Source organism: Pantoea sp. CS_6, assembly GCF_041954745.1.
Classification (GTDB): Bacteria; Pseudomonadota; Gammaproteobacteria; order Enterobacterales; family Enterobacteriaceae; genus Pantoea; species Pantoea stewartii.
The window spans coordinates 613,960-627,293 of record NZ_JAVAYG010000001.1; the positions used below are offsets into that span (position 1 = coordinate 613,960).

The following is a 13,334-nucleotide window of genomic DNA, read 5'->3' on the forward strand; positions in this document are numbered from 1 at the left end:
GCCAGCTTTTATCGGTAAAATCATGGAGATAGCATGGGGGCAAAATCGCCGCAGCCCTTACTACAACTGGTTTAACAGCGAAACTACCTGATTTACCCCGATTTACGTGACAATGTCACAAAAGCGCTGAATTGATTCCTGGATGTGCAGATTTGCGCTAGCCTTAGGGAACGCAAAAAGGGAGCATCATGATCAACAGCACTTCCGCGCCGCTGCGCCGCAACTGGATTCTTTTCGCCTGCATGCTCGCCATGTTTATGGCCGCCATCGAAGTCACTATTGTGGCCACCGCGATGCCAACAATTGTCGCCGAGCTGGGGGGCTTTGCGCAGTTTGGCTGGGTATTTTCGGTTTACCTGCTGACGCAGGCCATAAGCGTACCGCTTTATGGGCGCCTGGCGGATCTGTGGGGCAGAAAGAGGATGCTGTTTCTGGGCATCACGCTTTTTTTGGCAGGGTCGGTGTTATGCGGTTTTGCGCGCAGCATGTTTTGGCTCATCGTGTTCCGCGCCTTTCAGGGCCTGGGCGCGGGAGCCATCATGCCGCTGACGTCCACGATTGTGGCCGATATCTATTCCCCCCGTGAGCGGGCCAGCGTGCAGGGCTGGCTGTCCAGCGTCTGGGGCGTGGCGGCGATTGTCGGGCCGCTCTCGGGCGCGTGGCTGGTCCAGCACTTCAACTGGTCGGTGATTTTCTGGGTCAATGTCCCGATTGGCATCATCAGTATGCTGTTGCTGGCCATCCTGCTGCCAACACATCCACAGAAACAGCCGGCCCCGTCACTGAATCTGATTGGCAGTGGCTGGCTGACGCTGTGCATCAGCGCCGTACTGATTGCCCTGTTACAGGCAGAACAACTGGGCTACTGGCTCCTGTTGTTTTTACTTGTGGGCGGGCTGGCCGGCTGGCAGTTAACCCGCCATGAACAGCAGGCACAGGCGCCCCTGTTTCCGATGCGTCTCTGGCAGAGTAAGCTGATTATTGCCGGCAATATAGGCAACCTGGTGATTGGGGCGACCATGATGGGCGTCAGCGCGTTTTTACCGACATGGATACAGGGCGTCACGGGCGGTTCGCCACTTCAGGCCGGCACCGCGCTGGCGATGATGTCCATCGGCTGGCCGCTGGCCAGTACGGTGAGTGGCCGCCTGATGCTGTTCACTTCCTATCGTTTTACCGCCCAGTTGGGCGCATTATTGTTAATTGCTGGCAGCGCCTTACTGCTGCTGTTACACAGAGAAAGTTCGCTACTGCAGGCGGGCTTCACCTCATTCCTCATCGGCACCGGCATGGGGATGACCAGCACGACGTTTCTGGTGTCTGTGCAGAATCATGCCGAATATGGCATTCGCGGTATTTGCACGGCGTCGGTAATGTTCAGCCGTATGATTGGCTCCGCGCTGGGAACGGCGGTGATGGGCGCCGTGCTAAACCTCAACCTGCAGTGGCGGTTGCCACATGCAGAGGACCCGGTGCAGCAAATTATGTCGCAGACAACCCGCGACCAGTTGGCCCCGGATGAGCTGCAGCACCTGTTACAGGCGATTGCTGCCTCACTGCACTGGGTGTTTATCGTGGCGTTGGTTATCGCGTTATCGGCGATGTGGGTCGCCGGAAAAATGCCGCGTCAGCAGCCGCAACAGGCCGACTGATACCGGGTCGTTTAGTCGTCAGGGTGCGATTCGGACGGGAACAGGAGAGAAAACGAAAAAGAGAAGGGCGACAATGTCGCCCTGAGCGTTACTGCGTTGAGGTGTCCTGCGAGCTACCCGCGCTGTCAGGGACCGCCGCCCCGTCATCGCGACCCAGCTTTTTATAAAAGATTTTCTGTGTGTCGTTATCGCAATGACCGACAACCTGTCCGCCCGCCTGGTCGGCCTGATCGTTGGGCACCACATCCAGACTAAAGCCTGATTCGGGCACACCGTTCTGGATAATTTTCTGGCTGATATCCGCTTTTACGGATTCACAGGAGGCCTGCGCCAGCAGCGGGAATGCCAAAAACGTCACTGTCAGTAATGCATGCTTCATCTTCATAACCTTTTCCTTTTGTCATGCGTCAGTCATTACTATAGCTGAAAATTACGGCAGTACCGGACGACCGGTGCGGCGATCCAGACAGCGCAACGTGTTGGGTTCCCAGTAGGCATTCAGGTTAGCGCTCTGCTCACACTTGTCACGGGTATCAAACGCGCGGTCCGCTTTATCAAACTCTTTTTCCACCCGGCGGTTCACTTTATTGCGCAGCATGTGCGTGTCATTCCACTGCTCTTTACTCTGACGGGCCGCTTCATTATTCAGCGCGCTACTGCCATTTTCAATTATCAGGCGATCGGTGTTAGCACTCACGCCAAATGCCGTGACAGAAAGCAGGGCCACCATCAGAACCGGAAGCAATTTTTTCATCGTAATATCCTTCAGTTAACACGGGCTTACCTGTGGGTAAACTTTTGCAGCCTGTGCGCAATAGTATACCATTGCCGCTCAGATGCTCACCAGCAGTGTGCATGTCGTTTACCTGCCTGAGAGATTAACGTGCTGATCAAGACTGCATTACTGTTTTTTATTACCGCCCTGGCAGAGATCACAGGCTGTTTTTTGCCCTGGCTGTGGCTGAAAAAGGGCGCGTCGGCCTGGCTGTTAGTGCCTGCCGCACTGAGTCTCGCGCTGTTTGTCTGGCTGCTGACGCTCCATCCGGCGGCAAGTGGGCGCGTATACGCGGCTTACGGCGGCGTTTATGTTCTCACGGCGCTGGTCTGGTTGCGCATCGTAGACGGGGTGAAGCTGAGTATCTGGGACTGGAGTGGTGCGCTGATTGCGTTCAGCGGCATGTTGATTATCGTGCTGGGCTGGGGCAAAGCGTAAAAAGCCAGCCCGAGGGCTGGCCTCTTAATCAGGATTTATGCACTTTAAGGCCTGCCAGCGTCTGGCTGACGGGCATCATTTCCAGGGTGTTGATGTTGACGTGTTTGGGCAGGGTTGCCACCCAGTAAACCGCTTCAGTCACATCTTCCGGCGTCAGTGCCGTCGCGCCCTCATAAACCTTATCAGCCTTGTCATCGTCGCCTTTAAAGCGCACGTTAGAGAATTCGGTGCCGCCAACCAGGCCTGGCTCAATATCCGTTACGCGCAGGGCGGTGCCGTGCAAATCGGTGCGCAGGTTCAGGCTGAACTGACGAACAAAGGCTTTGGTGGCCCCATACACGTTACCGCCCGCATAGGGCCAGCTTCCGGCAATCGACCCGATATTAATGATATGACCGACGTTACGCTCAACCATCGCAGGCAAGACGGCGCGCGTCATATACACCAGCCCCTTCGTGTTGGTGTCGATCATATTTTCCCAGTCATTCACATCTGCCCGGTGCGCCGGTTCAATGCCTAATGCCAGACCCGCGTTATTGACCAGTACATCAATGTCGCGCCATTCTGCAGGGAGGTGTGCAATTGCCTCTTCAATGGCGGCCCGGTTGCGCACATCCAGTTGCACCGTATACAGGTTGTCGCCCAACGCGTCTTTCAGCGCTTTCAGACGTTCTGCGCGACGGCCGCTTGCGATCACTTTGTGTCCTGTTTCGATGAACCGGCGGGTAATGCTCTGACCAAACCCTGCCGTTGCCCCCGTAACAAAAATAATCATCGTGTTTCCCTTATTCCGTTTCATGGTGTTCCTTTCACCTTAACACGGCATTTTTGGCGATGTCCGCTGAATTTTACGTGCACGGTCGCCCACGGTCTGCGCCGTTTTCGTGCAGCCTGCCCCGTTATTGTGCAAGCGCGTCAGACCGGCAGGACGCATTTTGGCCATCATTATGCAGGCAACCGATTGCGAAAGAATGGCAACCGTTTGCGTCGTGTATTAAGACGTTTTTTCGTTGCGCAACGAATAATTTTGATTAAGTTATTGATATATAGGTTTTAATTTTATAAACAAGGCTGGCATGACTCTTGCAAAATGTTAAGACAGAGACCAGGGTTAAGGCACAGGGCGACATTTACCCCGCCCGGCAGAGGAAACATTATGCTGACATATACGGACGCGGCGATTCGCGCCAGCTTCTTCGATTTTGCCGCAGTGGCACACGATCCCGAATCGATACTGGCGCAGGCACGCTATCTGGACGATGGCGTGCTAACGCTGCGTGAAGGGCGTGTTGTCGATCTGCGCCCCTGGCAGGAGAGCACAGACAGCCTGAATGCAGGCGGCATGATTGACCTGCGCGGTAAGCTGATCATCCCGGGCTTTGTCGATTGCCATATTCATTATCCGCAAACGGAAATGATCGGTGCCTTTGGCGAGCAACTGCTGGAGTGGCTGAATCAGTACACTTTTCCCGTGGAAGCGCAGTATCACTGCCCGGATCATGCCGCGCAGATGTCGGCATTTTTCCTGCAGCAGTTACTGGCGAACGGCACGACCAGCGCGTTGATTTTCGGCACGGTGCACCCGCAGTCGGTAGACGCGCTGTTCAGCGCAGCCGAGGCGCTCAATATGCGTATTATCGCAGGCAAAGTGATGATGGATCGCAATGCGCCGGACTACCTGACAGAAACGCCAGAAGAGAGCTATGCCCAGACGGAGGTGCTGATTGCGCGCTGGCACGAGCGCGGCCGCCTTAATTATGCGCTGACGCCGCGTTTCGCTCCGACCTCTTCTCCGGCGCTGCTGGAGAAAGTTCAGGCGCTTCGCCAGCGTTATCCGGATGTCTGGGTTCATACGCACCTTAGCGAAAACCCCCACGAAGTGGCCTGGGTGAAGCAGCTTTTTCCTGACCAGAACGGTTATCTGGATGTGTATCATCAGTATCAGCTGACCGGGCGCCGCAGCGTATTCGCGCACTGTCTGCATCTGGAAACACAGGAGTGGCAGTGCCTGCATGATACGAACTCCGCCATAGCATTTTGCCCCACCTCAAATCTGTTTCTGGGCAGCGGCCTGTTCAATATCCAGCGGAGCTGGCAGCAGGGCGTTAAGGTGGGCATCGGCACCGACGTAGGCGCCGGCACCACCTTCAATATGCTGCAAACGCTGGGAGAAGCCTACAAAGTGGGGCAACTGCAGCAGTACAAACTGAGCGCCGCAGAAGCGTTTTATCACGCCACACTGGGCGGCGCCCATGCGCTGGATCTCGACAAACACATCGGTAACTTCGCCCCGGGCAAGGAAGCGGACTTTGTGGTGCTGGATCCCGCCGTGTCCGCCTTGCAGAGGTTACGCATGGCAAACAGTAAAGATATCTGGGAAAAACTGTTTGTGCTGATGACGCTCGGCGATGACAGAAATATCGTACAAACCTGGGTTAACGGTCGCCCCGTCTGGCAATCCGCTGCAAAGGAGAACGCCGCATGATTCAGTTCCTGCTTAATGACCGTCCCGTGACAGAAGAGCAGCTCGATCCCAATCTGACGGTCCTGTCGTATTTGCGTACGCATCAGCGTCGCTGCGGCACTAAAGAGGGCTGTGCCTCCGGCGACTGCGGCGCGTGTAGCGTCACATTGGGCAGTGTCGTAGACGGGAAGCTCACCTACCAGACCGTGAACAGCTGCCTGATGCTGGTCAGTGGGTTACAGGGTAAGCAACTCATTACGGTAGAGGATCTACGCCAGGGAAAAAGCCTGCATCCGGTACAGCAGGCGATGGTGGACTGCCATGGCTCGCAGTGTGGATTCTGTACGCCGGGTTTTGTCATGTCGCTGTTCAGTCTGCAAAAAAACCAGCCTGAGTGGAATCGTCAGCAGGCCGAACATGCGCTGGCGGGTAACCTGTGCCGCTGTACCGGCTACCGTTCCATCATGGCGGCTGCCGAGCAAAGCCTGAGCGATGTTCAGCCCGACAGCTTTGATCGTCAGGCACAGCAGGTGACTGAACAGCTGATGAACCTGACACACGAGGCTATCCAGACGCTGGAAAAGAACGGTCGCACCTGTTTTATCCCGAAAACCGTGCAGCAGCTTGCCGAATGCTGTATCGCCCATCCTGATGCCGCATTGCTGGCGGGCGGCACCGATCTCAGCCTGCTGATTACCCAGCGCGACCAGCATCTCCCCAAAATGATTTCCCTGGGGCAGGTTGACGCACTGAAAGCCTGCGGCGAGGACGATAAACACTATCAACTGGGTGCCGCTGCGTCGCTGGAGCACATCGCCGATTTTATGGCGACGCGGATTCCGGGTTTTGCCGGAATGCTGACGCGCTTTGCCTCGCTACAAATTCGTCAACTCGGCACGCTGGGCGGCAACCTTGCGAACGCTTCGCCGATTGGTGATGCCTCGCCTACGCTGCTGGCGCTTAATGCATCGCTACTGCTGCAGCACGGCGACACGCAACGTACCGTGCCGCTAGATGGCTTTTTCACGGGCTACCGACAGACGGTGCTAAAGCCGGGGGAGTTTATTCACACCATTCTGATTCCTAAAGTGACGGTGTCACCGGATTTTGTGGCCTGGAAAGTCTCAAAACGACTGGATGACGACATTTCAGCGGTGTTTGCCGCCTTTAATATTCATACCGATAACGGCATCGTCACGCGTGCGCATATTGCATTCGGCGGTATGGCGGCAACGCCGCTTCGTGCGGTCGCCTGTGAACAGGCGCTGTGTGGTGCCGCCTTATCGCCGGAAACGCTGGCGAGAGCCTGTCAGGCGCTGGAAGCGACGTTTCAGCCGCTGAGCGATTTCCGGGCCAGCGCAGATTACCGTCTGCAGGTCGCCTGTAACCTGTTGCGTCGTTATGTTTACCGTTCAAACGGACTCGCCATCACAGAGGTAAGCCGCTATGTCTCATAATCGTCCGGCATTGCCTGATTCTGCGTTACCCGTCCTGTTCGCCAGCGATATGACCACGGGCGTAGGACGTAGTCAAAAACACGAAAGCGCGGAAAAACACGTCTCCGGTGAAGCGCAATATATTGATGATAAAGCAGAACAGCCGGGCTTACTGCACCTTTGTCCGCGTCTGAGCGACCACGCGCATGCGCGTATTACACGTGTCGATCTGCAACCCTGTTACGCGGTTCCGGGCGTAGTTCGCGTACTGACCTGGCAGGATGTGCCCGGCGTCAATGATATCGGGCCCCTACAGCCAGGCGATCCGCTTCTGGCAAAGGATATCGTCCACTATGTGGGCCAGATTGTGATTGCCGTACTGGCCGAAACGCCCGAAGCGGCGCGTCAGGGCGCTAACGCGGCGATGATTGAGTACGCCATTCTTCCGGCGCTGCTGGATGTCGAAGACGCGCTGAAGCAGGGCAGCTTCGTGCAGGAACCCCATATTCATCAGCGCGGTGACGTTGAGGCGGCACTGGCGCGCGCGCCGCATCGGGTTCAGGGGGCGTTCCACATTGGCGGACAAGAGCATTTCTATCTGGAAACGCAAACCGCCCTGGTGATTCCCGGCGAAGACAACGCATTGCAGGTCTTTTGTTCGACGCAGAACCCCACTGAAATTCAAAAGCTGGTGGCCGAAGTCATGGGCATCACCATGAACAAGGTCACGATTGATATGCGGCGTATGGGCGGCGGATTTGGCGGCAAGGAAACCCAGGCCGCCGGTGTTGCCTGCCTGTGTGCTGTCGCCGCCAGGCTGACCGGGCGCGCCGTGAAAATGCGCCTCGCGCGGCGTGATGACATGCGTATTACCGGCAAACGGCATCCGTTTTTTGTGCGCTACGACGTGGGGGTTGAGGATGACGGCCGCTTGTGTGGCGTGAAAATCGATCTGGCAGGTAACTGTGGTTACTCACTGGATCTCAGCGGATCGATTGTGGATCGGGCAATGTTTCATGCCGATAACGCGTACTACCTCGGCGATGCGCGGATTACCGGTTACCGCTGCCGCACCAATACCGCGTCCAATACTGCGTTTCGCGGGTTTGGCGGCCCGCAGGGCATGGTGGCGATAGAGCAGATTATGGACCATATCGCCCGCGAGCGCGGAATCGATCCGCTGACGCTGCGTAAACGGAACTACTACGGTAAACACGAGCGCAATATCACGCATTACCACCAGCAGGTGAAAGATAATCTGCTGGATGAGATCACGGAACAGCTGGAAATCAGCAGTGATTACCACGCGCGGCGGGAAGCCATCGCGGCCTTTAACGCCAGCAGTCCGCTGCTAAAACGCGGTCTTGCGCTGACGCCGGTGAAGTTTGGGATTTCTTTCACCTCAAGTTTTCTCAACCAGGCCGGTGCGCTGATTCTGATCTACACCGATGGCACAGTACAACTCAACCACGGCGGAACGGAAATGGGCCAGGGGCTCAATACCAAAGTGGCGCAGATTGTCGCGCAGGTGCTGCAAATCGATATCGATAAGATCCAGATCACCGCCACAGACACCGGCAAAGTGCCCAATACATCGCCGACCGCGGCTTCCAGTGGTACGGATCTGAACGGCAAAGCGGCGCAAAATGCGGCGGAAATCCTGCGTGAACGCATGCGCACTATGCTGTGTTCGCTGCATAACTGTCTCCCCGAGGCGGTAAGTTTCAACAACGGCGTGGTGCGCGCAGGCGATCACTATTACACGTTCGCTCAGGTCGCCCAGCTTGCCTGGCTGAATCAGGTGCCGCTCTCCGCGACGGGATATTATCGCGTGCCTGGCATCCACTACGATCGTCAGGCTGGTCGGGGCGAACCGTTTTACTATTTCGCTTACGGGGCCGCCTGTTGCGAAGTGATTGTGGATACGCTGACGGGCGAATACCGGTTATTACGGGCGGATATTCTGCATGATGTCGGGGCCTCACTGAATCCAGCCATTGACATCGGTCAGGTCGAGGGCGGCTTCGTGCAGGGGCTGGGCTGGCTGACCTGTGAGGAACTGGTCTGGAATGACAAAGGCCAGTTGATGACGAACGGTCCGGCCAGCTACAAAATTCCGGCAATCAGCGATGTGCCCGCCGATATGCGCGTCACACTGGTCGAAAACCGTAAGAATCCGGAGGATACGGTATTCCATTCCAAGGCAGTGGGCGAGCCGCCTTTCATGCTGGGGATCGCCGCCTGGTGCGCATTACAGGATGCGGTCGCCAGTCTCGCGGACTATCGCCAACATCCGGGGCTGGACGCGCCTGCTACGCCGGAGCGGGTATTCTGGGGCGCACAGCGTATGGCCGGGAGGCGAGGATGATTTTCCATGACTGGATAAGCATCCTGCACCATCTCCGTGAAACGCGCCAGCCTTGCGTACTGGTCACTGTGCTGCGCGATCGTGGCTCGGTGCCCCGGGACGGCGGCGCTAAAATGGTGGTGACGGCGAAGGAAACCTTTTTAACAATTGGCGGCGGACATATGGAATTTCAGTGTATCGCGCAGGCCCGCGCACTGCTGGAAAGCGGGCAGGCCAGCCCGCACACAGAGGATTTCAGTCTGGGGGCACGGCTGGGCCAGTGCTGCGGCGGTATGACCACCATGTTATTCGAACCCCTGTTACAGGCACAGCCGGAAATCCTGGTATTTGGCGCGGGCCATGTGGGTCAGGCGCTGGTGAATGTGCTGGCAACGTTACCCTGTCACATTAACTGGATTGACAGCCGGGAAAATATTTTTTTATCCGTGCCGCCCGGGGTGCGCATCCAGCAGCCTGACGATCCGCTGGACGCAGTGGCTGAGGCGCCCGCTGGCAGCTATTATATCGTGATGACGCACCACCATCCGTTGGATCTGGCGCTCTGTGAAGCCATTCTTAAGCGGGGAGATTTCCACTACGCGGGCGTCATTGGCTCGCAGACAAAAAGCCAGCGCTTTCGCTATCGTCTGGCCGGCAAAGGCATCGACGACGTCCGGCTGGCGCGCCTGCGCTGCCCGGTGGGCTTACCCGATGTAAAAGGGAAACTGCCTGCCGAAATCGCCGTGGCGATTGCGGGTGAGATTATTGCGGTGTACCAGCAACAACGCGGATAGGTTGTTCTGCCCGAGGCGACCTGCCACTATGAAACACTGTGTAGACTATCAGGAGCGCCTATGAACGCCCGTCAAAACCCTTTCTTTAGCGTCAGCAGTCTGCCTTATCACACGCCACCGTTTGACCAGATTCAGGAAACGGACTTTTTGCCCGCGCTGCAGGCCGGTATCGAAGAGAAACGTCAGGAAGTCCTGGCCATTGCGACATCCGCTGATGCCCCGACGTTCCAGAATACCTGTGAAGCGCTGGAGAAAAGTGGCCAGCTGCTGACCCGGGTAAGCCTGGTGTTTAATGCCATGACCTCGGCGAATACCAGCCCCTATTTACAACAGATCGATGAAGAGATTACGCCGCAACTGACCGCGCTTAATGATGAGATCATGCTGAATCGTCCGCTGTTTTCACGCATCGATCAGGTCTATGTGCAACGAAACCAGCTGGATGCCGAATCCAGACGTCTGGTAGAAATTCTCTGGCAGCGCTTTCAGCTTGCCGGTGCCAATCTGCCCGAAACGCAGAAACAGCAACTGAAAACCCTGAATCAGGAGGCGGCGCGGCTCAGTACCCAGTTCACGAATAAGCTGCTGGCGGCCACGAAGGCCGGCGGTCTGGTCGTCGAGGATGTGCAACAGTTAGCCGGTCTGAGCGCGTCCGATCTGGCCGTCGCCAGGGCCGCCGCGAAGGCGCGCGGTCTGGAAAACGCGTGGCTGTTGGTGCTGCAAAACACGACGCAACAGCCCGCGCTGCAATCGCTGACGGTGCGCGCAACGCGCCAGGCCCTGTTTCATGCGGCCCTGACGCGCAGTGAGAAAAACGATGATAACGATACCCGACAGTTAGTGCTTCGGCTGTCACAGGTGCGTGCCGAACAGGCGAGGCTGTTAGGATTCGCCAGTTTTGCGACCTGGCAACTGCAGGATCAGATGGCCAAAACGCCCGAGGCCGCTCTGGCGTTTATGCGTAATATTGTGCCTGCCGCCCGGGCAAGGGCCGAACGCGAAGCCGCGGCGATTCAGCAAACGATCGACAAGCAGCAGGGGGATTTTACCCTCAGCGCCTGGGACTGGAATTTCTACGCCGAGCAGGTCAGGCGAGCGCAGTACGATTTAGATGAGAATCAGATCAAGCCCTATTTTGAGCTCAACACGGTCCTGGAACAGGGCGTTTTCTGGGCGGCCACGCAGCTTTATGGTATTACGTTCGCGCAATGTCACGATCTGCCGGTTTACCATCCGGATGTACAGGTGTACGAAATTTTCGATGCTGACGGGAGTGGGCTTGCGCTGTTTTACACGGACTTCTTCAAACGCGACAGTAAAGGCGGTGGCGCCTGGATGAGCAACTTTGTTAATCAGTCCACGCTCCTCGACAGCAAACCCGTGATTTACAACGTCTGCAACTACACGCAACCCGCGGAGGGGGAACCCGCGCTCCTGAGCTGGGATGAGGTGATAACCCTGTTTCATGAGTTCGGGCATACGTTGCACGGCCTGTTTGCCAGCCAGCGTTATCCCAGCCTGTCCGGCACAGCAACGCCACGTGATTTTGTTGAATTCCCTTCACAAATCAACGAGCACTGGGCCAGCGAGCCACAGGTGTTTCGTCATTATGCCCGCCATCACCAGACGGGTGAGCCGATGCCCGCCGAGCTGCATGAAAAAATCATCAGGGCGGGCAAGTTTAATAAAGGCTACGAGATGAGCGAGCTGCTGGCCGCCGCGTTGCTGGACCTACACTGGCACAGCCTGGATGGCAGTCAGCCGGTACAGTCTGTTGACGGATTCGAGCAACAGGCGCTGCGCAGTGATGATCTCGATATGGCGGCCGTCCCGCCGCGCTATCGCTCCAGCTATTTCCAGCACATCTGGGGCGGTGGCTATGCCGCGGGTTATTACGCTTATATCTGGACGCAGATGCTGGCGGATGACGGCTACCAGTGGTTCGTCGAAAACGGCGGGCTGACGCGCAAAAATGGCGATATTTTCCGCCAGCAAATCCTGTCTCGCGGCAACAGCAGTGATCTCAAAGCGTTATATGAAGCCTGGCGCGGGGGCGAACCGAAGCTTGAGCCGATGTTAAAAAATCGCGGCCTGGCCGACTGAACAACAAAGGGCGGAGAATCCGCCCTTTGTTTTTTTACCCCAGCGGACCGCCTTCAATGGTCTCGCACAAGCCCGCCAGTACGCGCTCGCCGGTTTCATTTTTTAATGACTGATACCACTCCGACGTCATCACCGGATCTTTTGCATGCGTGATATCACAACGCTTGCGCGCTTTCAGAACCAGGTCTTTGACACGGTCAACGCGGCGCGCCTGATAACGCAGCAGCGCATCTTCGATGCCAAGCGAATGCGCAGCCAGGGCTGAAGCCAGTACAATGGCATCTTCCATCGCGGCACAGCCGCCCTGACCAATATCCGGCGTGGTGCTGTGCGCGGCATCGCCAAGCAGCACCACCCGGCCTTTCACGAAGCGCTGAAACGGCTCGATATCGTGAATTTCAACCCGGTTGGTGGTGTCCACATCAATGGCCGCAATCAGTTTTTGCACCGGGGCTGCCCAGCCGCTGAAATAGCGGCGCAAATCGTCACGTGCGGTAGTGCGGTCCTGTTCCAGCCCCGCAGGCAGCGGGACATCAAAGAAAAAGTAAAAGCGGTTTCCGCTTACCGGCATTAACGATACGCGCTTGCCATCCCCTACAAAGGTTGTCCACTGGTCCGCAGGCGCGATGGACTCATCAATGTTCACCAGACCGTTCCAGTTCACATAGCCCGCGTAACGGCGGGGCAGCTTTTCCCCCAGCACATAGTCCCGCACAACAGAGTGCGTGCCGTCTGCCGCGACCAGAAAATCGCCTTCAGCCTGGCTGTTGTCTTCGAAGGTGGCGACAACGCCCGTGGCGTGCTGTTCCACCTGCACGATACGTTTACCAAAATGCACTCTGTCGCGGCCGTAGGCATCCAGTAGCATGGCCTGCAACTCGGCGCGGGCAATCGGATAGGGGAATTCACCTACCTGCTGCACCAGCGGCGATAAACTGAACCGTGTCAGGGTTTCACCCGACAATGCATCCTTATAGGCCATAAAGGCCATATTACCCCCCAGCGCGCGGACTTTGTCTTTCAGGCCCAGCGAATTCAGGCATTTCACGCCATTTGGCCAGACCGAAATCGCAGCGCCGACGGGCCGAATGGTTTTTACCGCCTCATAGACTTCCGTCTGGAAACCCTGTTGCTCCAGCGCGAGGGCCGCCGTCATGCCGCCCATTCCGCCACCGATAACGATCGCTTTCATATGTTCTCTCCTTTGCATTGCGTCATATCTTGCAATTTTTGTTCCAGGCAATGAAAAGGCGGCAACCCGCATGAACAGGATGCAACTCGCTGATATTGAGGAATAATCTTTTCAGCCTGCACGCAAACCGTGC

General features: G+C 56.8%; 11 protein-coding genes. 7 read left to right on the top strand and 4 right to left on the bottom strand.

The window, feature by feature from the left end:
* Nucleotides 1–188 precede the first annotated feature (188 nt).
* The gene (locus tag RAC90_RS02755) at nucleotides 189–1,652 is read left to right on the top strand and encodes an MDR family MFS transporter (protein ID WP_205950207.1); all 1,464 of its coding nucleotides are present in this window, start codon (nucleotides 189–191) and stop codon (nucleotides 1,650–1,652) included.
* Between the two features lie 88 nt (nucleotides 1,653–1,740).
* Here the strand turns inward: RAC90_RS02755 and RAC90_RS02760 are convergent, their stop codons facing one another.
* The gene (locus tag RAC90_RS02760) at nucleotides 1,741–2,037 is read right to left on the bottom strand and encodes a DUF1161 domain-containing protein (RefSeq protein WP_375123912.1); all 297 of its coding nucleotides are present in this window, start codon (nucleotides 2,035–2,037) and stop codon (nucleotides 1,741–1,743) included.
* A gap of 45 nt (nucleotides 2,038–2,082) precedes the next feature.
* Nucleotides 2,083–2,406 (bottom strand): DUF1283 family protein, encoded by a 324-nt coding sequence (locus RAC90_RS02765; protein ID WP_006119218.1) that lies wholly within the window; start codon nucleotides 2,404–2,406, stop codon nucleotides 2,083–2,085.
* Between the two features lie 132 nt (nucleotides 2,407–2,538).
* On the opposite strand from RAC90_RS02765, the gene RAC90_RS02770 reads away from it, so the two are divergent.
* Nucleotides 2,539–2,865 (top strand): YnfA family protein, encoded by a 327-nt coding sequence (locus tag RAC90_RS02770; RefSeq protein WP_058702016.1) that lies wholly within the window; start codon nucleotides 2,539–2,541, stop codon nucleotides 2,863–2,865.
* 28 nt (nucleotides 2,866–2,893) lie between these two features.
* On the opposite strand, the gene ydfG is transcribed toward RAC90_RS02770, so the two are convergent.
* Entirely contained in the window at nucleotides 2,894–3,640 is a 747-nt protein-coding gene (ydfG, locus tag RAC90_RS02775; RefSeq protein WP_277284234.1) for a bifunctional NADP-dependent 3-hydroxy acid dehydrogenase/3-hydroxypropionate dehydrogenase YdfG, read from the bottom strand.
* 381 nt (nucleotides 3,641–4,021) lie between these two features.
* Here ydfG and guaD point away from each other — a divergent pair, with 381 nt between their 5' ends.
* The 5 genes from guaD to dcp are packed head-to-tail and all read left to right on the top strand — an operon-like array spanning nucleotide 4,022 to nucleotide 12,009.
* On the top strand, nucleotides 4,022–5,350 hold the full coding sequence (guaD, locus tag RAC90_RS02780; RefSeq protein ID WP_375123913.1) for a guanine deaminase: 1,329 nt from the start codon (nucleotides 4,022–4,024) through the stop codon (nucleotides 5,348–5,350).
* Nucleotides 5,347–6,786, top strand: a complete 1,440-nt coding sequence (xdhA, locus tag RAC90_RS02785; RefSeq protein ID WP_367143010.1) for a xanthine dehydrogenase small subunit — start codon at nucleotides 5,347–5,349, stop codon at nucleotides 6,784–6,786. The genes guaD and xdhA overlap by 4 nt, the downstream gene beginning before the upstream one ends.
* Nucleotides 6,776–9,133, top strand: coding sequence for a xanthine dehydrogenase molybdopterin binding subunit (xdhB, locus tag RAC90_RS02790; RefSeq protein WP_375123914.1), 2,358 nt, complete (start codon nucleotides 6,776–6,778; stop codon nucleotides 9,131–9,133). Before xdhA ends, xdhB begins: the two co-directional genes overlap by 11 nt.
* Nucleotides 9,130–9,906, top strand: coding sequence for a xanthine dehydrogenase accessory protein XdhC (gene xdhC, locus RAC90_RS02795; RefSeq protein WP_375123915.1), 777 nt, complete (start codon nucleotides 9,130–9,132; stop codon nucleotides 9,904–9,906). The genes xdhB and xdhC overlap by 4 nt, the downstream gene beginning before the upstream one ends.
* A gap of 60 nt (nucleotides 9,907–9,966) precedes the next feature.
* Nucleotides 9,967–12,009, top strand: a complete 2,043-nt coding sequence (gene dcp / locus RAC90_RS02800) for a peptidyl-dipeptidase Dcp (RefSeq protein WP_367143012.1) — start codon at nucleotides 9,967–9,969, stop codon at nucleotides 12,007–12,009.
* A 34-nt stretch (nucleotides 12,010–12,043) separates the two neighbouring features.
* On the opposite strand, the gene hpxO is transcribed toward dcp, so the two are convergent.
* Nucleotides 12,044–13,201, bottom strand: coding sequence for an FAD-dependent urate hydroxylase HpxO (hpxO, locus tag RAC90_RS02805; RefSeq protein ID WP_058708123.1), 1,158 nt, complete (start codon nucleotides 13,199–13,201; stop codon nucleotides 12,044–12,046).
* Nucleotides 13,202–13,334: the final 133 nt, after the last annotated feature.

Bases quoted from the DNA above. Each gene is read 5' to 3' on its own strand.
- RAC90_RS02755 (WP_205950207.1), top strand. From the start codon at position 189: ATGATCAACAGCACTTCCGCGCCGCTGCGCCGCAACTGGATTCTTTTC.
- RAC90_RS02760 (WP_375123912.1), bottom strand. From the start codon at position 2,037: ATGAAGATGAAGCATGCATTACTGACAGTGACGTTTTTGGCATTCCCG.
- RAC90_RS02765 (WP_006119218.1), bottom strand. From the start codon at position 2,406: ATGAAAAAATTGCTTCCGGTTCTGATGGTGGCCCTGCTTTCTGTCACG.
- ydfG (WP_277284234.1), bottom strand. From the start codon at position 3,640: ATGATTATTTTTGTTACGGGGGCAACGGCAGGGTTTGGTCAGAGCATT.
- guaD (WP_375123913.1), top strand. From the start codon at position 4,022: ATGCTGACATATACGGACGCGGCGATTCGCGCCAGCTTCTTCGATTTT.
- xdhA (WP_367143010.1), top strand. From the start codon at position 5,347: ATGATTCAGTTCCTGCTTAATGACCGTCCCGTGACAGAAGAGCAGCTC.
- xdhB (WP_375123914.1), top strand. From the start codon at position 6,776: ATGTCTCATAATCGTCCGGCATTGCCTGATTCTGCGTTACCCGTCCTG.
- xdhC (WP_375123915.1), top strand. From the start codon at position 9,130: ATGATTTTCCATGACTGGATAAGCATCCTGCACCATCTCCGTGAAACG.
- dcp (WP_367143012.1), top strand. From the start codon at position 9,967: ATGAACGCCCGTCAAAACCCTTTCTTTAGCGTCAGCAGTCTGCCTTAT.
- hpxO (WP_058708123.1), bottom strand. From the start codon at position 13,201: ATGAAAGCGATCGTTATCGGTGGCGGAATGGGCGGCATGACGGCGGCC.